Origin of the sequence: Vibrio ordalii ATCC 33509, assembly GCA_000257205.1 — a bacterium.
Classification (GTDB): domain Bacteria; phylum Pseudomonadota; class Gammaproteobacteria; order Enterobacterales; family Vibrionaceae; genus Vibrio; species Vibrio ordalii.
Map to the genome: position 1 here is coordinate 14,566 of AEZC01000217.1, position 21,051 is coordinate 35,616.

Consider the following 21,051-nt stretch of genomic DNA (forward strand, 5'->3'; position numbering starts at 1 on the left):
CCCTATAAGTATTTCTTTTAAAAACAATTATCAATTCTTTTATAAATCAAAATTTTAGAGGAAAACCTAGCCACAACAAGGCCCTCGCTAAGAGGGCCTTAATATCAAGATTACTAAGTGGAGAGGGCTTACAACACGTCGAAGCGATCGGCGTTCATGACTTTGGTCCAAGCAGCGACAAAGTCTTTGACGAACTTCTCTTTGTTATCGTCCTGCGCGTAAATTTCAGCGTATGAGCGCAAAATGGAGTTTGAGCCAAACACCAGATCAACACGAGTCTCTGTCCATTTTGTTTTACCGCTCTTACGCTCAACCATATCGTAAGAATTACGGCCCGTTGGCTTCCAAGTGTAATTCATGTCGGTGAGGTTAACGAAGAAATCGTTAGTCAACGCCCCAACACGGTCTGTCAATACACCATGTTGACTGCCGCCGTAGTTTGTACCGAGCACTCGCAATCCACCAATCAATACGGTCATTTCTGGGGCGGTCAGACGCAATAGTTGCGCTTTATCTAACAGCATCTCTTCTGGGTTAACCACGTAATGTTGCTTCTGCCAGTTACGGAAACCATCCGCCAGTGGCTCAAGCACATCAAACGATTCCACATCGGTTTGTTCAAGCGTTGCATCACCACGTCCTGCAATAAAAGGCACAGTAATATTAACGCCTGCCGCTTTGGCCGCTTGTTCAACACCGACGTTACCCGCCAAAACAATGGTATCGGCGATGCTAATACCCGCATCAGCGGCAATTTTCTCCAGAACAGCCAACACTTTGCTGAGTCTTTCTGGCTCATTACCTTGCCAATCTTTTTGAGGAGCTAAGCGAATGCGTGCACCGTTAGCGCCACCACGTTTATCGGAACCACGGAAAGTACGTGCACTATCCCATGCGGTGCTGACCATCTCACTGATGCTTAAGCCACTGGCCGCTATTTTCGCTTTTACTGCATCCACATCATAATCTTTACGACCTGCGGGGATGGGATCTTGCCAAATGAGATCTTCTGCTGGAACATCAGGGCCAAAGTAACGCGCTTTAGGCCCCATATCACGGTGAGTGAGCTTAAACCAAGCACGAGCAAACACTTCAGAGAAATACGCTGGGTCTTTGTAGAAGCGCTCTGAGATCTTGCGATATTCAGGATCCATCTTCAGCGCCATATCGGCATCGGTCATCATCGGGTTATAACGAATGCTTGAGTCTTCCACATCAACCGGTTTATCTTCCTCTTTGATGTTGATTGGCTCCCACTGCCACGCACCGGCGGGGCTCTTCGTTAGTTGCCATTCGTAAGTAAATAGCAGGTGGAAGAAACCGTTATCCCACTGGGTTGGGTGCGTAGTCCATGCACCTTCAATACCACTGGTGACCGTATTACGGCCAATGCCGCGGCTGGTGTGGTTATTCCAACCCAAGCCTTGTTCGTGCAAGTCCGCCCCTTCAGGATCTGGCCCTAAGTTCGCAGCGCTACCATTACCATGCGCTTTACCCACCGTATGCCCGCCCGCTGTCAGCGCCACGGTTTCTTCATCATTCATTGCCATCCGCTCAAAAGTAACGCGCATGTCATGTGCGGTTTTAAGCGGGTCTGGATTACCGTCAACGCCTTCAGGGTTTACATAAATCAGGCCCATCATCACGGCAGCAAGCGGATTTTCTAAATCACGCACACCGGAATAGCGGCTATTTTCTCCGCCACTTGGCGCTAGCCACTCTTTTTCTGAGCCCCAATAAGTGTCTTTTTCTGGGTGCCAAATATCTTCACGACCAAAAGCGAAACCAAAGGTTTTAAGCCCCATGGATTCATAAGCCATATTACCCGCCAAGATCATTAGATCCGCCCAACTGATTTTGTTGCCATATTTCTGCTTGATTGGCCACAATAAGCGACGTGCTTTATCTAAGTTGGCGTTATCGGGCCACGAGTTAAGCGGAGCAAAACGCTGGTTGCCAGTGCCCGCGCCACCGCGACCATCTGCAATTCGATAAGTACCCGCGGAGTGCCATGCCATGCGGATCATCAAACCACCGTAATGCCCCCAGTCGGCAGGCCACCACTCTTGGCTATTGGTCATCAATGCTTTGAGATCTTTTTTCAAGGCATCAACATCCAATGCTTTTAGCGCATCGCGGTAATTAAAATCCGCACCCATTGGGTTGGTTTTCGCATCATGCTGGTGAAGGATGTCAAGATTCAGTGCTTTTGGCCACCAATCCATGTTGGACTTTTCAGCTGATGTTACTCCGCCGTGCATGACTGGGCATTTACCGCCCGAATTCATACCTTTGTTCTCCATTGCGTTCTCCTTGCTTCGCATTACTGCGGCTATTTAAGTGTGCTTGATTTATTCTAAAAACACTCAGCACAGTCGATATTGGCTGAACATTCACTGTGTTAAATTCAAATGCAACAAAACTTAGAACAAGATTATATATATGCAATAACAACGGGAGGTAATGTGCCTGCGATCACGACTTGGTCGGAAAACCTTTATCTTCAAAACATTGCCACAATTATTGTGCTCTGTTGCTTCATGTACAGACTAGACAAGATGAGCATTAAACACTAATTCAATGTGGCTATTAATTCGATAGGCATCCTCTAACGCAATACAGCTAAGTTGACACCTAAAGCATCACCTAACCACAGAACTTGTCCCTCAGAATGGTCATACCTATCGTTTCCAGAAACCGGATGGATCAACACGCTAAGACCTTCCCGATGTTCATCTAACCACTCGATAAATCCGTGGCTATTGTCAGCAAGGTGTACTTCAAACATCGGCTTTAAGTGCGGGCCAACAAGCCGAGGTACCAAACCAAACATAGCTTGTACATCATGTCGTTGTTGGGCAATTTTTTGTTGTACGCGTTGTGCTTTCGCTTGCTCGGCGAGATCAAAATAAACATGGGCATGAAACATAAAATAACTCCTCTTGATTTTTAAGCAGTGTACTACGCCAAAAGAGCATAGAAACCACAACAAATTTGCTGATGATTTTCAGCTAATTTGAAGGTACTTACCGCAACACATTCTATTTTAAGCGCCAAGAAATGGGCATAATCACAGGATGACGTTGATTCAAACGAAGAACCAGCGTATTAAATAACATCAAACTTTCGATGGTGGATACTCGCTTTGCAACCTATCAATCAACTGCTCCTCTCAATGCAGCCGTTATTGGAACAGTACGGCTACCTAGCACTGATCATCAGCATCTTTTTCGAAGGGATTGGCATTCCAATGCCCGGCCAATCGCTCATGATTGCCGCGTCTATTTTGTCATCCAATGGCGTAATGAATTTCTCGCTGGTTATGATTGTATCGTGGCTAAGCTGCTTTATTGGTAACAGTTGCGGTTATCTGATCGGCTATTATTTTGAAGGTTGGTTGGATAGAAAAGGCTATATTTCCGGAGCGAAATTTCAAAAACTGCAAAGTGCTATTCAAAAATACGGCCCGATTTGCTTAATCATCAGTCGCTTTGTTGAGGGGATGAAACAATTCATGCCATTAGCCTGCGGAGTGGCGAAAATGCCCATCAGAGTATTTTTACTGGGTAACCTGCTTGCCACCACCGTTTGGGTCGCGGTCTTTGGTTTACTCACCCATTTTGCGTTTGAACATCTTCACCAAATCAGTGCTTTTTATTCCGCGCACCGTTACTGGATTTGGGTGGCCGCTGCGATTGCCTTTGCTTTAATGATTTATGCGGTTTTGAAGCACAAACATACTCAGCGCTGAGAGTTCACTTCGAGTGAGTTCTAACGCGTCATTTTTTTAACGAACACCACAACAAATAGTGCCATAGTAAAACTGCCTAAGAAGGCTTCCAATGCAGCAATAAATCGCGCAACACCTACTGGAGAGATATCGCCATAACCTAAAGTGGTAAAGGTGACGACACTAAAATAGATCGCGTTGAAAAACTCTAATAAGTAAAATGTCCACCCTGTTACATCATCATAGATCGGGTTTGCAGAGGTGGTACCTAAGAAAAAGTAAGCCGTTGCACTGGCCAGAATGACAAAAAGCGAAAATAACACCACTCTTAACGGCTCTTCCCCATAACCGCAAAACAAATCAACGGTTTTCGACAACATTCTCTGAAGACTAAACTTGGGCATTTGGTAACGTCTGAAACGCATCTCTTTTTTAAAAAACGTTCCGGCCATTTCGAACAAGCCTTGCTTTTCACACTGCTTACGAACTCCCCTGCTCACTTCCTCAGCTTCTTGCCATAGTGCACAAGCCTGCTTGTACTCTCCTTTTTTTAAGGCCACTTTAGCTTCTTGCTCTTGCTTCAACTCCTCTCCCCATTCAATATTTTCCAACCTAGCGCGAGAAAGATCAGCCCCCAGCAAATTGACTTTTTGCAATTTGGCGCAATGGAGGTTAGCACACACCAACTTGCTCTTCATCAAAGAAGAACCTCGTAAATCCAAACCAAAAAAGTGAGCATTGGTCAGATCTGCTCGATAAAAATCGGCGTTCCGGCATTGATAACCAGTTTTACGGCCCCGATTGACGAGGTTGAGATCGGCTAAATTTGCTTTAGCCAACTGAAATCCATCTAAAGGTTTACCTGAGGCCGCCCATTGTTCAACCTGAGATTTGATGTCGTCATTACTTTTATCTATTTTGGGGTCATGCCAATAACAAAGGCCAGACTCACCACTAGGTTGATCACAACACCAACCATCAGGGTTTTTATAGCAGCATAGACCTGTCTCTGACTTCATTTACCGCCCCTTTTGTTATCGTGATATAAAAATAAGTGTAGGGGCTAGTGATGGTGTTGCCACTCAATTTGATGTTTGACGTTGATATTATGTGAACATTTATACTAACTCTGAATGTGCTCAGAGAACGAGAATGACTACGGTAGTTGATCGTCAATCACAAGCCGCAAAAGAAACAAGCTTTACTCACGAAGGGCACATATCTTATGGCGACTCTTCACCTAGGGCTGCACCCTGTATTCCACAAAAAGCATTAAAGTGGCGGTTTGAAGCGCATGGAACCACGCCGCTTCTTACTAAGATTATCAGTAAGCAAACTTGTACTTAGCCAATCCATGAGCTGAAATTTCAGTCAATTCTTATTAACCCACCAAAAATTTAACATTTCATTATCATTTGTGTTCTTCATCACGCTAACGATTATTTACTGACAAATAAATTAACAACTGAGTTACAAAAAGATTAATATGTTGCCCACAAAGCAAACACAACACTCATCAAAACTACTAAAACAGGGAAATGCATATGCAGTCATTTGTTGATTTTCTGAATGGAATAATCTGGAGCCCGGCGCTAATTTATTTATGCCTTGGTGCGGGTTTATTCTACTCAATTGTGACCCGATTCGTTCAGGTCCGTCACTTTTTTGAAATGTGGCGACTTCTTCTTTCCGGCAAAAGCTCAACCAAAGGGATATCCTCTTTCCAAGCTTTGGCCGTTTCACTTTCGGGACGCGTCGGTACGGGTAATATTGCAGGCGTAGCTGCAGCGATTGGTTTTGGTGGCCCTGGTGCTATTTTCTGGATGTGGGTAGTGGTCTTTTTTGGTGCCGCGACTGCCTATGCCGAATCAACTCTGGCACAGATTTATAAAGAAGAAGATGAAGGCGAATTCCGTGGTGGTCCTGCTTATTACATCGAAAAAGCGATGGGGCAAAAATGGTATGCATGGATCTTCGCCATTTTCACTATTTTTGCTTGTGGTGTGCTTTTACCTGGCGTCCAGTCCAACAGTATTGGTAATGCTGTAGAGGCCGCTTTTGGTGCTGGCCCAACCATTGAAACCGCTATCGGTAGCTTCACTTTTGCTAAAATTTTTACCGGTACCGTAGTGTCGATCATTTTAGCGTTCATCATCTTTGGTGGTGTTAAGCGTATCGCTAACTTCACACAGGTCGTGGTGCCATTTATGGCTTTGGCCTATGTGATTACTGCGTTTGTTATCATCCTGCTTAACATCAGTGAAGTACCACGTATTTTTGCTATGATCATTGGTGATGCGTTCACACCAATGGCAGGCATTGGTGCTGCGATTGGTTGGGGGGTAAAACGAGGTGTTTACTCAAACGAAGCAGGCCAAGGTACTGGCCCGCACGCCGCGGCTGCCGCAAGTGTTGATCACCCAGCTCAGCAAGGTTTAGTGCAAGCATTTTCTATCTACATTGATACTCTGCTGGTCTGTTCCGCAACCGCGTTCATGATTCTGATCACTGGTGCTTATAACGTGCACGGCGGCGCAGAAGGTGCATTTTTAGTACAGAACATCGCGGCGGATATTAGTGCCAATGGCCCAGTATTTACTCAAATGGCGATTGAGAGCGCACTACCAGGCGTCGGTAAACCTTTTGTTGCGTTTGCTCTGTTCTTCTTCGCCTTTACCACGATTTTGGCATACTACTATATTGCTGAAACGAACATTGCTTACATTCGCCGCACCTTTAAAGTCGATGGCCTGATGTTTCTGCTTAAAGTAGTGATCGTTGCAACGGTATTCTACGGCACGGTGAAAACCGCAAACCTTGCTTGGGCAATGGGTGATGTGGGCGTGGGTTTGATGGCATGGTTGAACATTGTCGGGATCTTGATCATCTTCTTTATGGCTAAACCAGCCATTGCTGCACTCAAAGATTATGAAGAGCAACAAAAACAAGGTGTCGATGAGTATCTTTTCAATCCAGTAAAACTCGGCATTAAAAATGCGACGTATTGGGAAGGGAAATATAAACGCAAAACGGGACAAGAACCAACCGTAGAAGAGAGCTCCGTGGGTGTTGAACAACCATCATCCTAACGGATTAGCTAAACTCATCAGCAAAAAGCATTCAAGGTAAACGCAAAAAGGGTTAGCAAACGCTAACCCTTTTTCTTTTTCATCAACCCGTATTAGGCTGCGATTTCTTGTGTCGTCAACTTTTCGACAACAGCGTTTTGCGCTTTCTTTTCACCAATCGGCAAAATAACACGGCCGTATTCGTTATTCAGAACTTGAGCCATTGCAAAATAAATCGCACTTGCGCCACAGAAGATACCTTCAAAGCCGGCAATCGTGCCGATAAGCTCGCTACCAGTGAAATCACGCGCCGCTAGCAAAGCAAATAGAATGGTCAGTGAGCCGAATACCACTTGTTTAGCTCGTGGGTAGCACAATGAACCGATAAACATGAAACCAGTGAAAATACCCCACAACGCTAAGTACCAACCCATAAAATGAGCAGGGCTTGCTGGTAGTCCCATGTATGGCATGACAATCAGTCCAACCAATGTGAGCCAAAATAGACCGTAAGAGGTGAACGCTGTGGTGCCAAAAGTGTCACCACGTTTGAAACACATGATACCCACGATGACTTGACTTAAGCCGCCGTAGAAAATACCCATCGCCAAAATCATAGAGTCGATAGGGAAAAAGCCTGCATTATGGATATTAAGCAGGATAGTCGTCATGCCAAAACCCATTAGGCCTAGCGGCGCTGGATTGGCCAATTTAGTAGACATTCGCGAGTACCTTAAAAAATGTTGATAAAAATTACGCGCGGATTTTAGTGGAGTAACACACAAAATGGAAAGAACGTTAACGGAAACTAAGATTGTAAATTTAGCTACTTGATTGTTCAAAAATAGAACAGCACGACCTAAATCGATCGTGCTGATATTTTTCTACCGAACATCACTCTCTATTGACAGTTTATTTCATCCCAAAACCAGTTACTTTGCGTGGGTGATTCCCATACTCCGGGGTTATTTTTAGCCATAAAACACTTTCCATTATGCGTAATTTTATCGCCATTTTTTGCAACAGTAACCCCTGCAACCCAGCTTGAAAAATCACTTCTTGGTGGCGTCGGCTCTGATGTGACGGGCGGTTCTGGCTCATTGACGACTGGCGGAGGCTCAACAGGGTCAGGCGTTGTGGGCGCTGTTGGTTCACCTGTAATAAGCTTCCAAGGATCACCTTGAGTGGGTTCATTACCTTGTGACCACCACTTAGCTTCATAAGTAGCGTCTTTATAGCTCACCTTATCGCCCGTGTTATATACCTTTGTCGCTTCCCAGCCGACGATGCCATCCACTGGCGGCTCTGGTGGCGTACCGGGATCAATCGCATCCACAACACGCACTTGTGGCCAGCTTGAATGTGAACCATAAAAGTTAGTCACACACTTTTCGTAATCACCAGCCACAAGGGCTGAATACGCGGTTTGGAAACCAACCAGTTCACATTCAAACGAGTAGCCACCTGGCCGATCAGAGTAATATTTCCAATTACCATCCCAGTTGGTATACAGCACATCTGTCGCACCGTTCAAATTTAAGCTGCCGTAAGGTGTTTGCTGCCAACAGGTGTTCTTTTCATCTGACTCAATCGGTATTTGATAATGATCCGCTAGCCATTCCCAGTAGCGAATGCGATTAACCGGTTGACCTTTATCCTTATTCTGTTCACCGCACTCAATGCCGACATTGATAACGTTAATTGTGGTGCCAAAACCATAGCCAATACCAGCATCGCTTTCACGTTGCGAAGGTGTCCATGTACGGTCAATTACGTGCAACATTGCCGGTTTCGGTGCTTGAGGTGTTAAGAAGAACCAAATCGCTGAGGCTAAATTCAACCAAGAATCTGCTACTAATCCGGGGTTATTGAGCAGTACTTTGGCATCACCATCAAACATCACTTCAGAAAAAGCGCCATAGTTGAAATGGTAAGAGAGCTGCTTCGCGCCTCGACCAAAATACCCTTGCCCGGCGGCGCACGGCCAACGAGCATTTTGCCAATCATTTTGGCCACAACCGGTTGTATAGCCACTTTGCCCTTCAGACCACCCCATTTCACGTACATGAACCAGTGCTTGCTGCCACTCTTCAATCCCATTAGGGTTATCAGATACGTTGTCTTTCGCAATGTGGCCACCCGTTTCTTGTGAGAAATGAGCAAAAGCCGTCACGATGGATTTTTTACAAATTGCGTCTGAATCTCGGCCATCCGTATATTCGCCACAAAACGCGGGGAATTTGCCTATTGCCCGTAAGAAGCGCGTATAGGTGTATTCGGGAGCCGCCATTTGAGTTAAGAAATCCCACTCGTACTGTGGAAATACCCGTTCAACACGCTTGACGTTTTCAGGGTTAGAACTTAACCCCGGTACTATTGCTTCAACAATCGCATTCGAACGCGTTTCTAGTGCTTCCGACCAAATAGCATACATAGGATCCGCTGTTTTGGCTTTTTCTGCCGCTTGTAGCTCTACTTTAGAGACAATATAACCCGCGGAATTTTCAGGGTCAGGTAAGATATTTAACGCGTAACTGTTTGCGGCTAAAACACTGCTAATCAGCACGGCTAAATGCTTTGTTTTCAACATATCAATCCCTTATTTTTTGCTTAGTGGGTACCGCAAAATAGTATGGATAGTTGAGTCATTGTGGATAGTGAAACTTATCAATTAAATGTCAAAATGCGAGTAGTTTCATCATGATGTAAACCAATTATCGTACGGCGACATTGCCCTTTGAAGGCGAGTCGATAAATATGAAAAAGCTGCAAAAAAGTTTGAGGATTTTAGAGTCTAATCTATTTTCCATCAGGTTAAGTGAACAACCAATGTCTCAAATTTCTCAAACATCATCGCATCGGCAATGGCTTTAGCGCACATGAACGTGGCCTGTAAAAAAGTGATGAACTGGGCCGCGACCTTGGCCAACATCCAGCTCATCGGCATGGCCAATGGCTTGCGAGATATACTGTTTAGCCAAATACACGGATTTGTGCAGGTTATTTCCCTGAGCAAGGTAAGAAGCGATTGCAGAAGAGAGCGTGCAACCCGTCCCATGGGTATTTGGGGTTGGAAAACGCTTCGCACTGAGTAATTCTGACGAATATTTCATGATCAAAAGATCATTGCTGTTTTCAGCGTGTTCTAAATGCCCACCTTTTAGCAACACCGCCTTTGCACCCAACGCTCGTAAATCAGCCACCATGTCGTTCATTTCTGCTTCAGATTGAGGAACCGGCTTGCCAGTAAGTACTGCTCCCTCAAATAAATTGGGGGTAATGATGTCAGCCAAAGGGATCAACGTTTCTTTTAATGTGCTGATTGCCGATTGCTCAAGTAATAAATCACCACTGGTCGCCACCATTACGGGGTCTATCACAAGGCTCTTGGGTTGGTATTGCTGCATTTTTTTGGCAACGATCTTGATGATACCGGCATCGGCTAGCATGCCAATTTTAACGGCCACGATCTTCAAGTCGCTAAAGACAGCATCTAACTGGCTTTCGATGTGATCAAGTGGAATGGGGAAAATGGCAGAAACGCCTTGAGTATTTTGTGAGGTAATGGCGGTAATAACGGAACACGCGAAACTGCCGGTTGCCGATATCGCTTTGATGTCGGCTTGAATGCCTGCCCCTCCACCGCTGTCAGACCCTGCGATAGTGAGTACAACAGGTATGTTTAATCGCGTCGTTTCTTGTGTGTGTTTCTGTATTGATTGTACCATGGTCGCTCCTATGACAAGACATACAGGAACTGACTTTGACCGTGGTTTGGAAAGTTCGGTAATCGAATTTACAAAGGTTAGCCGTTGTTATTCGGCTCGTGACAAAGTGCTCATAGTTCCCTACGTCAGTATTAACTGAATCAGGTTCGACGGGTCTCGAATTTCGATCTCAGCCGATGCAGAATCTGCATCGGCTCCCCGACTATTTCGCAGCAATCATAACAGGGCACTCACCGAAAGAGTACGCTTTTTTGGAGGATTATTCCCACTCAATCGTTGCTGGTGGCTTACCTGAAATATCGTAAACCACACGAGAAATACCATTCACTTCATTGATGATACGGTTAGAAACCTTACCCAAGAACTCATAAGGCAGGTGCGCCCAATGTGCTGTCATAAAGTCAATGGTTTCCACAGCGCGTAGTGATACAACCCAATCGTATTTACGTCCATCACCCATAACGCCTACTGAACGAACAGGTAAGAAAACCGTGAAAGCTTGTGACACTTTGTTATACAGATCAGCGGCATGCAGCTCTTCAATGAAAATAGCATCGGCGCGGCGCAGCAAATCACAGTACTCTTTATTCACTTCGCCCAACACGCGTACGCCAAGGCCAGGACCAGGGAACGGATGGCGGTAAAGCATGTTGTAAGGCAGACCAAGCTCTAGGCCAATCTTGCGTACTTCATCTTTGAAAAGCTCACGCAGTGGTTCAACCAATCCCATTTCCATATCATCAGGCAAACCGCCAACGTTATGGTGAGATTTAATCACGTGCGCTTTGCCTGTTTTAGAGGCGGCCGATTCAATCACATCTGGGTAAATCGTGCCTTGCGCGAGCCATTTTGCATTTTTCAATTTCTTTGACTCTTCATCGAAGATATCAACAAACACATGGCCAATAATTTTGCGTTTCGCTTCCGGATCAGACTCACCTTGCAGTGCGTTGAGGAAACGATCTTCTGCATTAACATGAATGATGTTTAAGCCAAATTTGTTGCCAAACATATCCATTACTTGCTGAGCTTCATTCAGACGCAATAAGCCGTTATCAACGAACACACAGGTTAATTTATCACCAATCGCTCGGTGAGCCAGCATCGCCACAACTGACGAATCTACACCACCCGATAGGCCAAGGATCACTTCATCGTCGCCGACTTGCTCTTTAATACGAGCAACCGCATCTTCGATGATAGACTCAGCCGTCCATAGACGCTCACAACCACAAACATTGAGAACGAAATTCTCAAGCATTTTTAGACCGTTTTTGGTGTGCGTGACTTCTGGGTGAAACTGCACGCCATAATATTTTTTCTCTTCATTCGCCATTGCCGCATAAGGGCAAGTTTCCGTTTGCGCTGTTTTGACAAAATCAGCCGGAATTTGCACCACTTTATCACCGTGGCTCATCCAAACATCTTGCGTTAGCTCAAGGTCGCTAAACAGGGCCGATTCACCCATTAACTGTACGGCTGCATAACCAAATTCACGTTCCTCAGAACTGGCCACTTTTCCGCCCAACTGTTCAGCCATGGTTTGCATGCCATAACAAACACCAAATACAGGCACACCAGAGTCAAACACATATTGTGGCGCACGCGGAGAGTTGGCTTCAGTCACGCTTTCAGGGCCACCAGAAAGAATAATGCCATCTGGGTTGAATTCACGGATGTCCGCCTCTTCAACATCCCAGCTCCACAGCTCACAATAAACACCGATTTCGCGAACACGGCGGGCAACCAGTTGTGTGTACTGAGAGCCGAAATCTAAGATCAGAATACGTTGGTCATGGATATCTTTAGTCATTTAAGGTCAATCTCAATCATTAATGTAGTGGATGGGGAGCATCGCGCTCCCCTAAGCTTCAATCTATTAAGCTTCAATCTATTCGTGGTTCGTCATTAACCCAAGCGGTAGTTTGGCGCTTCTTTGGTAATTTGAACGTCGTGCACGTGTGACTCTTTCATACCTGCACCAGAGATACGAACAAACTCGGCTTTAGTGCGCAGATCTTCGATGGTGGCAGAACCGGTTAGACCCATGCTTGAGCGTAAACCACCCATTTGTTGATGGACGATCTCTTTTAGACGGCCTCGATAAGCGATACGGCCTTCGATCCCTTCAGGTACAAGCTTGTCAGCTGCATTGTCAGATTGGAAATAACGATCAGAAGAGCCTTGAGACATTGCCCCCAGCGAGCCCATACCTCGGTAAGCTTTATATGAACGACCTTGGAACAAAATAACTTCACCAGGAGCTTCTTCAGTACCCGCAAACATGGAGCCGACCATCACGCAAGATGCACCAGCAGCAATCGCTTTACAAATATCGCCAGAAAAGCGAATACCGCCATCAGCAATCACAGGAATACCGTATTGATCAGCCACTTCAACTGCATCAGAAATCGCCGTAATTTGAGGAACACCAACGCCCGTAACAATACGCGTTGTGCAGATTGAGCCAGGGCCAATACCCACTTTGACCGCGCTTACGCCCGCGTCAATTAGAGCTTTCGCACCGGCACCCGTTGCAACATTACCGCCGATAATATCGAGATCAGGATAAGCGGCGCGCGTTTCACGAATACGGTTAAGTACACCTTCTGAATGGCCATGAGAAGAGTCAATCAATAGAACATCCACTCCCGCTTCCACTAATGCTTTTACGCGCTCTTCATTGCCAGCACCGGCACCAACAGCCGCACCAACACGTAAACGCCCTTGTTCATCTTTACAAGCATTCGGTTTGCGTTCTGCTTTATGGAAATCTTTCGCGGTGATCATACCAGTCAGTTTGAATTCATCATTCACTACCAAGACTTTTTCAACACGCGCTTTGTGCATGCGCTCTTGTACATCCTGACGAGATGCGCCCTCTTTAACTGTGGCTAAGCGATCTTTTGGTGTCATGACTGCTTCAACTTTTTTTGTTAAATCAGTAACAAAGCGAATATCGCGGCCGGTGATGATACCGACAAGCTCATTGTGATCGCTCACCACAGGGAAACCGGCAAAACCATGTTTCTCTGTCAAAGCAATCACATCTTGAATGGTTGCATCAGGGCGAACTGTTACTGGCGCAGTGACTACACCCGCTTCAAAAATTTTGACAAGACGGACTTGTTCAGCCTGCTCTTCAATGGGCATATTTTTGTGGATAAAACCAATACCACCCTCTTGGGCAAGAGCGATCGCAAGGCGAGCCTCTGTCACTGTATCCATAGAAGCTGAGATCATCGGAATGTTCAGTGCGATATTTTTGGTCAGCTGAGTATGGAGATCGGCTGTGTTTGGGAGAACGGTGGAGTGTGCTGGTACGAGAAGAACATCATCGAATGTCAGCGCTTCTTTGGCAATTCTTAGCATTTGCAATATCTCACAATTAAGAGGAGTGAATAAAAGGTAAATCCAAGTTGTCTCAATTTGCCCTAATACACAATGAACAGGATAAATCGATTTGGATTTGATATTGCGGTCGGATTATACGCCCGAGGTAATCGCTTGACCACTCATTTTTTCATTTTTAATTTGCATTCCAACCCTTGATATGTATTATATTGCCGCTAATTTCCATACCCTCGTCTAGGGGATTAGCCTTGCCTTCTTTGACCAACGAAAACATCTACACTGTCTCCCGTCTCAATGCTGAAGTACGCCTGTTACTTGAAAATGAAATGGGCATTGTGTGGCTCGTTGGTGAAATATCGAACTTCTCCGCTCCAGTTTCTGGCCATTGGTATCTCTCGCTCAAAGATTCTCGCGCGCAGGTAAAATGTGCGATGTTCAAAGGCAATAATCGCTTTGTGACCTTCAAACCTAAAAATGGCCATCAGGTACTTGTTAAAGCGCGTCTTTCTCTTTATGAACCCAGAGGTGACTACCAAGTCATTATCGAGAGCATGCAACCCGAAGGGGATGGTCGTCTCCAGCAAGAGTTTGAAAAGCTGAAGATGCAGTTGGCCGCGGAAGGGCTGTTTGCACAATCCAATAAGCGCCCCTTGCCGGAAAATCCTCAATGCGTCGGAGTTATTACCTCAAAAACTGGCGCAGCCCTGTTTGATATTCTTGATGTGCTCAAGCGGCGCGATCCAAGCTTGCCCGTCATCATTTATCCTACACTGGTTCAAGGCGAACAAGCGGCCATTCAAATTGCTCAAGCAATTGGTAGAGCGAATGCAAGGCAAGAGTGTGACGTATTGATTGTGGGTCGCGGTGGCGGTTCTTTAGAGGACTTATGGTGTTTTAACCACGAGATCGTAGCGCGCACAATTGCCGCTAGTCAGATCCCAATTATCAGTGCCGTCGGGCATGAAATCGATGTGACGATTGCTGATTTTGTGGCTGACGTACGTGCCCCAACCCCCTCCGCTGCTGCAGAATTAGTCAGCCGAGACAACAGTAATAAGCGACAAGCTTTCGCCTCATACCAGCACAAGCTACAAAGTGCGATGCGCTATTACACCAGTCAACAAGCGCATCATTTACGCGCTTTGGTTCACGCGCTAGAGAAACAGCACCCCACTTATCGCTTGCAGCGTCAAAGCCAACAACTTGATGACACAGAAATGCGCCTACAGCGGGCGATACAGCGCTATATTTCGACTCAGCGCGATCACATTGGCCAGCAATACCATCAACTGCAGTTGCATTCTCCCGTACAAACCTTGGCGAAGCAGCAGCATCGACTAGCCAAAAGCGAGCAACGATTACTGGACGTAATGGAGAAAAAACTCCTGCGCACAGCACACCGTTTAACGCTAGCCGCAGAGAAGCTTGACGCAGTAAGCCCATTAGCGACACTAAAACGAGGCTATTCGATCACGCGAGATAGCTCAGGCAAAGTGATTCACCGCGCTCGCGATCTAAAAACTGGCGATCAATTGATCACGCGAGTGGCGCATGGTGAAGTTTTCTCTACCGTTAATTAATCACTTAATCTTGTGCTTGAAACTCAAATCGAATCTTAGATTTTGATTTGAGCTCATTGCATGAATTACAGAAAAAATTTGCCGCGCCACACGCCTGCAATTTCTCCAGCTCCGAATCACACTCAGGGCAAAAACCAATTTTGTTAAAGTGATGTTTGCACTGAGCACAATGGTAACGCCCATCCCACACCAGTGGATTTTGGCAACAAGGGCAAAGATTTTCCTGCATATTGATCCCATCTCTCTTTGTGTCTTTCACATAACATCTTTCACATAGTGTGATTTTGGTAGATGTTTTATATCGTTCGTTTTAATAGATAGCTCGTTTGCGTAGATAGTTCGTGCATGTGATAGCCGACACTTCATCAAACGGCACGTATGGTCTCGGATTATCGAGAGTTCAGCTTTGATCTCTATCACAATACCTTTAGGCTCACCAACCACCTCATACACATTAGGCTATGATCGATAAAAGATCTCAGCCTGATCATTTGCTTTATCTGCTCCGTTCAGCGATCTACTCTCAAAAGAACATTTATATAACCACACGCCGAAAGCATAAGTTACATATTCTGCATATGGATTTATAACGATATAAAACTCCACTTGATAGCTAATAAATCAAAAAAACCAGAATATATTAAAATGATCTTTTGGCGAAATGTTCTACTCATTTTGTTTGATACTTATACAAAGCAGCAACGTTGCCATGCTCTGTTTTTCACTCAATCATTTTGGCACTGCACTTCATTTTCAGACCGCCACGTTAGTGAAGCTCTATTGCCAATGATAAATTTTAGGCAAAAAAATACCCAAGCTTAGCTTGGGTATTTTAGTTATGAGAAAGGCTACTTGCTGCGTCCTTTCATCATCGTCATTAAGCGTTTACGTTTACGCTCTTGAGATAAGGTCAGCTTATTCACTTTTCCTTCAAATGGGTTATCACTGCTTTGGAACTGGATACGAATAGGCGTACCCATGATTTCTAAAGACTTACGGTAATAGTTCATCAAATAACGTTTGTAAGAATCTGGCAGCTCATTCACCAAGTTACCGTGTACAACGATAATCGGCGGGTTATAACCACCTGCGTGAGCGTATTTAAGTTTTACGCGGCGGCTACGAACCATAGGTGGCTGGTGATCATCGGTTGCCATTTTAAGAATGCGAGTCAATACCGATGTACCAACACGTGTTGTCGCCGATTTATACGCTTCTTGAACCGATTCAAATAGATGACCCACACCCGTACCATGCAATGCAGAGATAAAGTGGATACGAGCAAAATCTACAAAGCCTAAACGGCGATCGAGCTCTTTCTTGACACGTTCTTTGACGTCGTTATCGAGCCCATCCCACTTATTGACTGCAAGCACTATCGAACGTCCGGAGTTTAGTGCAAAACCTAACAGGCTAAGATCTTGATCTGAGATATTCTCACGAGCGTCAATGACTAACAGAACAACGTTTGCATCTTCAACTGCTTTTAAGGTTTTGACGACCGAGAATTTCTCAACCGTTTCGTTAATGCGAGTACGACGACGCACGCCAGCAGTATCAATCAATACATACTCGCGCTCATCACGCATCATCGGGATGTAGATGGAGTCACGCGTCGTTCCGGGCATATCGTAAACCACAACACGTTCTTCACCGAGAATACGGTTGGTGAGCGTGGATTTACCGACATTAGGACGGCCAATGATCGCCAGTTTTATCGGCTGATCTTGCAGGCGTTTGTATTCAGCTTCGGCTTCTTCTTCGGTGTAATCTAACTTTTCTTCTTCGGCATCTTCAAATTCGCTTAGATCTTCGATTTCGCCTTCGGCCTGCTCGATCATTTCTTCAGCAAGTGGATTCAAAGCTCGGTCGATAAGGATCCCAACACCACGGCCATGAGCGGCAGCAATTTGGTACATTTGATCAACGCCCAATTGCCAAAACTCAGCGCTTGCAGCATCAGCGTCAATGCCATCCACTTTATTCACGACCAAAATAGCTCGCTTTTCAATTTTACGCAGATGTTGGGCGATCATTTCATCAGCCGCCGTTAAACCAGCGCGACCATCAACCATAAATAGCACAACATCAGCTTCATCAATCGCGGCCAATGACTGTTGAGCCATTTTCGTTTCTACACCCTCTTCACTACCATCAATACCGCCGGTATCGATAACAATGAAGTCGTGCTCACCCAATTTAGCTTGGCCATATTTACGGTCACGCGTTAAACCGGGGAAATCCGCCACCAACGCATCGCGAGTGCGAGTTAATCGGTTAAACAACGTAGATTTACCGACATTGGGGCGCCCAACAAGAGCAACAACAGGAACCATACTAACCTCTACAATATTTTCTCTTATGTAGTTATAGGTAAACACTTGCTAGCAAGCATTAAATTTTTACCTATAACCACATCTATTTATCCAATAAAACGGCCCCTAACTGTTACCAGCCAGGAGCCGAATGTGAATTATATCACGATTTATTTTTTAATCGTCAGTTTCTTTACATTGCCACTACGGGTGATGCTGACATAGCCATCGTCGACAGCGAGAGGACTCACCGCAAAACCACTCTTATCAACCAATTGTTGGGCAACGAATTCGCCACTGCTACGATCAATCCAATGTAGATACCCTTCACTGTCACCTAGCACAAGGTAGCCATTGATAATCGCTGGCGCAGTTAGCAAACGGTGTTCAAGCTGTTTGTTGCTCCAAAGTTCGGTACCGCTTCTTGTATCCACAGCCACCACATGATCTTTGTCGGTCACCACAAATAATCGGCCACCATCGCTAGCCATGTCTGTTGCTGAAGAGTAATTCCGCTTCCAAGCTGGTTTGCCCGAACGCAGATCAATGGCGATCAACTGGCCATTAAAACCCACCGCATACAGCATGCCGCCAATCACGATAGGTGAGGCATCAACATCGACTAGGCGGTCAATTTCAGTGGCACCTTTAGGCATGCCAATTGGTTGCTGCCAAATCAACTGACCACGCTCAACGATCGCGGCAGCAAGACGGCCACCAGCCGTTCCCCAAAAAACACCGCCCGATACCGCAACAGGTTTGCTGTCGCCTCTCAGCGTTAAGTTAGGAACTTCAGTACTGATGGTCCATTTTTGCTCACCCGTCGCTTGGTCTAAACTCAGTAAAGTGCCACGACTGGTATTAACAATGATCATGTTCGCATCTGCAGCCGGAGCTGCTAGCACTTCACCGTCGACTTTAACTTGCCATACAAGCTCACCCGTCGCTTCATTAAGCGCAGTAACTAAACCGTTTTCACTACCAATGTAAATTTGGCTATAGGCCGCCGCTATACCGCCGGATAAACGCATGGTGCCATCTTGTTCAAGATCGGTTTTCCACAGCTCTTTACCCGTCTTAGGATCCAAGGCTTTTACCAAGCCATCACGATTGGCAATAAACACCTTGTCGTAATCGTATTCTGGAGATAACTTTGAGAAGTAATGCCCTACGCCATCACCAATCGATGCGCTCCACTGAGTTGTAGGCGTAAATTCACTGGTTACCATTGGCACAGGAGCCATGATAATGGTGTCTTCTTCACTGGCACACCCTGCAAGTGCTCCAAGCACAACGGCAGAAACGAGCACTTTGTTGAACAACTTTTTCATCAACTTGTGCCCTTATTTGGCAAGATCGTCCAGTTTCATCTGTAGCGTTTGGCTTGCATCATCAGCTTGTTGTGCTTCCGTGTATGCCGCATAAGCCGCGTCCGTGTCGCCTTTACGCAGTGAAATATCACCACGCAGTTCCGCAATGCGTCCCGCCCACCCTTTCTCTGTGATGGTCGTAAGATCAGCTAAGGCGGCATCAAACTGGCCTTGTTCCGCTTTAATGCGGGCCAGGCGATAGGTCGCTAACGGTAGAATAGCATCATCTTTGGTGTTTGCTTTTGCCCATTCAAGCTGTGCTAAAGCTTCATCAATTTGACCCGCTTCCACTTGAACTTTTGCAAGTTGTAGTGCGGCTAAAACGGCATATTCTGTGCCTTTATTACTGTCAATAAAGCTCTGAACAACCATCTCCGCTTCTGCGCCTTTTGCAGCTAACTGAGTTACCGCTTTGCTATAACTTTCAGAAGCGGCTTCTTGCGCAGCAATAACGTTATCTTGATAATAACGCCAACCAAACAAGCCACCAAGGCCAATTACAGCACCAAAGATCACGGCTTTACCGTTCTCTTTCCACCAATCTTTTATCGCTTCAACTTGTTGTTCTTCAGTATCGTAGAGTTCCACTTCCTGTCCTCTTTAATAGATATCTCAAATGCGCTTGCTTACACAAGATGCGTGAGTTTGCTGGCGACTTCAGTTTGAGAAATCGTAATTTGTTCACCACCGATAAGATCTTTGAGAACTACTGTGCTTTCTGCGACTTCATCTTCGCCTAATACCAAAGCCACCGCAGCGCCCACTTTATCAGCACGTTTAAATTGTTTTTTGAAGTTACCACCACCAAAATGGTTCATAACACGCAGCCCCGGAACCTGTTCACGCAACTGCTCAGCAAGTTTCATTGCTGTCATCATAGTGCCTTCACCCGCACTGACCATGTACACATCGACACTGCGACGCACGTCGGTCAGTTCCAGTGTTTCCATCATCAGCACTAAGCGCTCTAACCCCATGGCAAAACCCACTGCCGGTGTCGCTTTGCCACCCAGTTGTTCTACCAAGCCATCATAACGTCCACCGCCACAAACCGTACCTTGAGCACCTAAGCTTTCGGTGATCCACTCAAATACGGTGCGGTTGTAGTAGTCTAGGCCGCGCACCAAGCGCTCGTTAACTTGGTATTCGATACCCGCAGCGGTAAGAAGTTCACATAAGCCGGCAAAATGTTGCTTGGATTCTTCATCTAGATACTCAGACAATTTGGGTGCGTCACCTAAAATCGCTTGAATATCTGGATTTTTAGTATCGAGTACACGCAGTGGGTTGGTGTACATGCGACGTTTGGCATCCTCATCCAACACCTCTTGATGCTGCTCTAAATAGTCAATCAAGGCGGTGCGGTAATTGGCTCGCGCTTCAAGAGAACCAATTGAGTTCAGTTCCAAACGAACATGTTTGTCGATGCCCAATTCACGCCACAAACGCGCGGTCATCATAATCAGCTCGGCATCAACATCAGGACCATCCAGACCAAACACTTCAACCCCACATTGGTGGAATTGACGGTAGCGCCCTTTTTGCGGACGTTCATGACGGAACATCGGCCCCATGTACCATAAACGTTGCTCTTGGTTGTAGAGCAAACCATTTTCGATACCAGAACGGACACAACCTGCGGTACCCTCTGGACGAAGCGATAAACTGTCACCATTGCGATCTTCAAAAGAATACATCTCTTTTTCAACCACATCGGTCACTTCACCGATCGCACGGCTAAATAGATGTGTCATCTCAACGATAGGCATACGTACTTCATTGTAGCCATATGCACTAATCACGTTTTTCACTGTGCCTTCCACTTTTTGCCAAAGTGGAGACTGAGTTGGGAGGCAGTCGTTCATGCCTCGAATTGCTTGAATTGTTTTTGCCACAATACTTACCG

The 21,051-nt window shown here is 45.8% G+C and carries 16 protein-coding genes and 1 riboswitch; of the genes, 3 read left to right on the plus strand and 13 right to left on the minus strand.

Annotated features, from left to right (window positions below; all coding sequences use genetic code 11):
* Positions 1-128: 128 nt before the first annotated feature.
* A complete protein-coding gene (gene katG, locus VOR_RS0114335) occupies positions 129-2,303 on the minus strand; it encodes a catalase/peroxidase HPI (protein WP_010320383.1) in 2,175 nt (724 codons plus the stop codon).
* A gap of 305 nt (positions 2,304-2,608) precedes the next feature.
* Positions 2,609-2,929 (minus strand): DOPA 4,5-dioxygenase family protein, encoded by a 321-nt coding sequence (locus VOR_RS0114340; protein ID WP_010320384.1) that lies wholly within the window; start codon positions 2,927-2,929, stop codon positions 2,609-2,611.
* Between the two features lie 216 nt (positions 2,930-3,145).
* On the opposite strand from VOR_RS0114340, the gene VOR_RS0114345 reads away from it, so the two are divergent.
* The gene (locus VOR_RS0114345) at positions 3,146-3,751 is read left to right on the plus strand and encodes a DedA family protein (RefSeq protein WP_010320385.1); all 606 of its coding nucleotides are present in this window, start codon (positions 3,146-3,148) and stop codon (positions 3,749-3,751) included.
* A 20-nt stretch (positions 3,752-3,771) separates the two neighbouring features.
* On the opposite strand, the gene VOR_RS0114350 is transcribed toward VOR_RS0114345, so the two are convergent.
* Positions 3,772-4,749 carry an ion channel gene (locus VOR_RS0114350; protein ID WP_010320386.1) on the minus strand — a complete coding sequence of 326 codons (978 nt, stop codon included), beginning with the start codon at positions 4,747-4,749 and terminating at the stop codon, positions 3,772-3,774.
* Positions 4,750-5,274: 525 nt separating this feature from the next.
* Here VOR_RS0114350 and VOR_RS0114355 point away from each other — a divergent pair.
* Complete coding sequence (locus VOR_RS0114355) at positions 5,275-6,819, plus strand: alanine/glycine:cation symporter family protein (protein WP_010320387.1); 1,545 nt, start codon at positions 5,275-5,277, stop codon at positions 6,817-6,819.
* A 92-nt stretch (positions 6,820-6,911) separates the two neighbouring features.
* On the opposite strand, the gene VOR_RS0114360 is transcribed toward VOR_RS0114355, so the two are convergent.
* The 5 genes from VOR_RS0114360 to guaB form a co-directional block, all read right to left on the minus strand.
* On the minus strand, positions 6,912-7,520 hold the full coding sequence (locus VOR_RS0114360; RefSeq protein WP_010320388.1) for an acetate uptake transporter: 609 nt from the start codon (positions 7,518-7,520) through the stop codon (positions 6,912-6,914).
* A 179-nt stretch (positions 7,521-7,699) separates the two neighbouring features.
* Positions 7,700-9,388, minus strand: a complete 1,689-nt coding sequence (locus tag VOR_RS0114365; protein WP_010320389.1) for a chitinase — start codon at positions 9,386-9,388, stop codon at positions 7,700-7,702.
* A gap of 280 nt (positions 9,389-9,668) precedes the next feature.
* The gene (gene thiD, locus VOR_RS0114370; protein ID WP_010320390.1) at positions 9,669-10,526 is read right to left on the minus strand and encodes a bifunctional hydroxymethylpyrimidine kinase/phosphomethylpyrimidine kinase; all 858 of its coding nucleotides are present in this window, start codon (positions 10,524-10,526) and stop codon (positions 9,669-9,671) included.
* A gap of 100 nt (positions 10,527-10,626) precedes the next feature.
* A riboswitch (TPP riboswitch) is annotated at positions 10,627-10,737 on the minus strand.
* Positions 10,738-10,785: 48 nt separating this feature from the next.
* Positions 10,786-12,339 (minus strand): glutamine-hydrolyzing GMP synthase, encoded by a 1,554-nt coding sequence (gene guaA / locus VOR_RS0114375; protein ID WP_010320391.1) that lies wholly within the window; start codon positions 12,337-12,339, stop codon positions 10,786-10,788.
* 95 nt (positions 12,340-12,434) lie between these two features.
* Positions 12,435-13,898 (minus strand): IMP dehydrogenase, encoded by a 1,464-nt coding sequence (gene guaB / locus VOR_RS0114380; protein ID WP_010320392.1) that lies wholly within the window; start codon positions 13,896-13,898, stop codon positions 12,435-12,437.
* A gap of 230 nt (positions 13,899-14,128) precedes the next feature.
* On the opposite strand from guaB, the gene xseA reads away from it, so the two are divergent.
* Complete coding sequence (gene xseA / locus VOR_RS0114385; RefSeq protein WP_010320393.1) at positions 14,129-15,460, plus strand: exodeoxyribonuclease VII large subunit; 1,332 nt, start codon at positions 14,129-14,131, stop codon at positions 15,458-15,460.
* 4 nt (positions 15,461-15,464) lie between these two features.
* On the opposite strand, the gene VOR_RS0114390 is transcribed toward xseA, so the two are convergent.
* The 5 genes from VOR_RS0114390 to hisS all read right to left on the minus strand — a co-directional run bounded on the left by VOR_RS0114390 (position 15,465) and on the right by hisS (position 21,040).
* Positions 15,465-15,689 carry a zinc ribbon domain-containing protein gene (locus VOR_RS0114390; RefSeq protein ID WP_010320394.1) on the minus strand — a complete coding sequence of 75 codons (225 nt, stop codon included), beginning with the start codon at positions 15,687-15,689 and terminating at the stop codon, positions 15,465-15,467.
* 619 nt (positions 15,690-16,308) lie between these two features.
* Positions 16,309-17,796 (minus strand): ribosome biogenesis GTPase Der, encoded by a 1,488-nt coding sequence (gene der / locus VOR_RS0114395; protein WP_010320395.1) that lies wholly within the window; start codon positions 17,794-17,796, stop codon positions 16,309-16,311.
* Between the two features lie 149 nt (positions 17,797-17,945).
* Positions 17,946-19,106: an outer membrane protein assembly factor BamB gene (gene bamB / locus VOR_RS0114400; protein WP_010320396.1), complete on the minus strand. Its 1,161-nt coding sequence runs from the start codon at positions 19,104-19,106 to the stop codon at positions 17,946-17,948.
* Between the two features lie 12 nt (positions 19,107-19,118).
* On the minus strand, positions 19,119-19,733 hold the full coding sequence (locus VOR_RS0114405; RefSeq protein WP_010320397.1) for a YfgM family protein: 615 nt from the start codon (positions 19,731-19,733) through the stop codon (positions 19,119-19,121).
* A 38-nt stretch (positions 19,734-19,771) separates the two neighbouring features.
* Positions 19,772-21,040 carry a histidine--tRNA ligase gene (gene hisS / locus VOR_RS0114410; protein WP_010320398.1) on the minus strand — a complete coding sequence of 423 codons (1,269 nt, stop codon included), beginning with the start codon at positions 21,038-21,040 and terminating at the stop codon, positions 19,772-19,774.
* Between the last annotated feature and the right edge of the window lie 11 nt (positions 21,041-21,051).

Bases quoted from the DNA above. Each gene is read 5' to 3' on its own strand.
- katG (WP_010320383.1), bottom strand. From the start codon at position 2,303: ATGGAGAACAAAGGTATGAATTCGGGCGGTAAATGCCCAGTCATGCAC.
- VOR_RS0114340 (WP_010320384.1), bottom strand. From the start codon at position 2,929: ATGTTTCATGCCCATGTTTATTTTGATCTCGCCGAGCAAGCGAAAGCA.
- VOR_RS0114350 (WP_010320386.1), bottom strand. From the start codon at position 4,749: ATGAAGTCAGAGACAGGTCTATGCTGCTATAAAAACCCTGATGGTTGG.
- VOR_RS0114355 (WP_010320387.1), top strand. From the start codon at position 5,275: ATGCAGTCATTTGTTGATTTTCTGAATGGAATAATCTGGAGCCCGGCG.
- VOR_RS0114360 (WP_010320388.1), bottom strand. From the start codon at position 7,520: ATGTCTACTAAATTGGCCAATCCAGCGCCGCTAGGCCTAATGGGTTTT.
- VOR_RS0114365 (WP_010320389.1), bottom strand. From the start codon at position 9,388: ATGTTGAAAACAAAGCATTTAGCCGTGCTGATTAGCAGTGTTTTAGCC.
- thiD (WP_010320390.1), bottom strand. From the start codon at position 10,526: ATGGTACAATCAATACAGAAACACACACAAGAAACGACGCGATTAAAC.
- guaA (WP_010320391.1), bottom strand. From the start codon at position 12,339: ATGACTAAAGATATCCATGACCAACGTATTCTGATCTTAGATTTCGGC.
- guaB (WP_010320392.1), bottom strand. From the start codon at position 13,898: ATGCTAAGAATTGCCAAAGAAGCGCTGACATTCGATGATGTTCTTCTC.
- VOR_RS0114390 (WP_010320394.1), bottom strand. From the start codon at position 15,689: ATGCAGGAAAATCTTTGCCCTTGTTGCCAAAATCCACTGGTGTGGGAT.
- der (WP_010320395.1), bottom strand. From the start codon at position 17,796: ATGGTTCCTGTTGTTGCTCTTGTTGGGCGCCCCAATGTCGGTAAATCT.
- bamB (WP_010320396.1), bottom strand. From the start codon at position 19,106: ATGAAAAAGTTGTTCAACAAAGTGCTCGTTTCTGCCGTTGTGCTTGGA.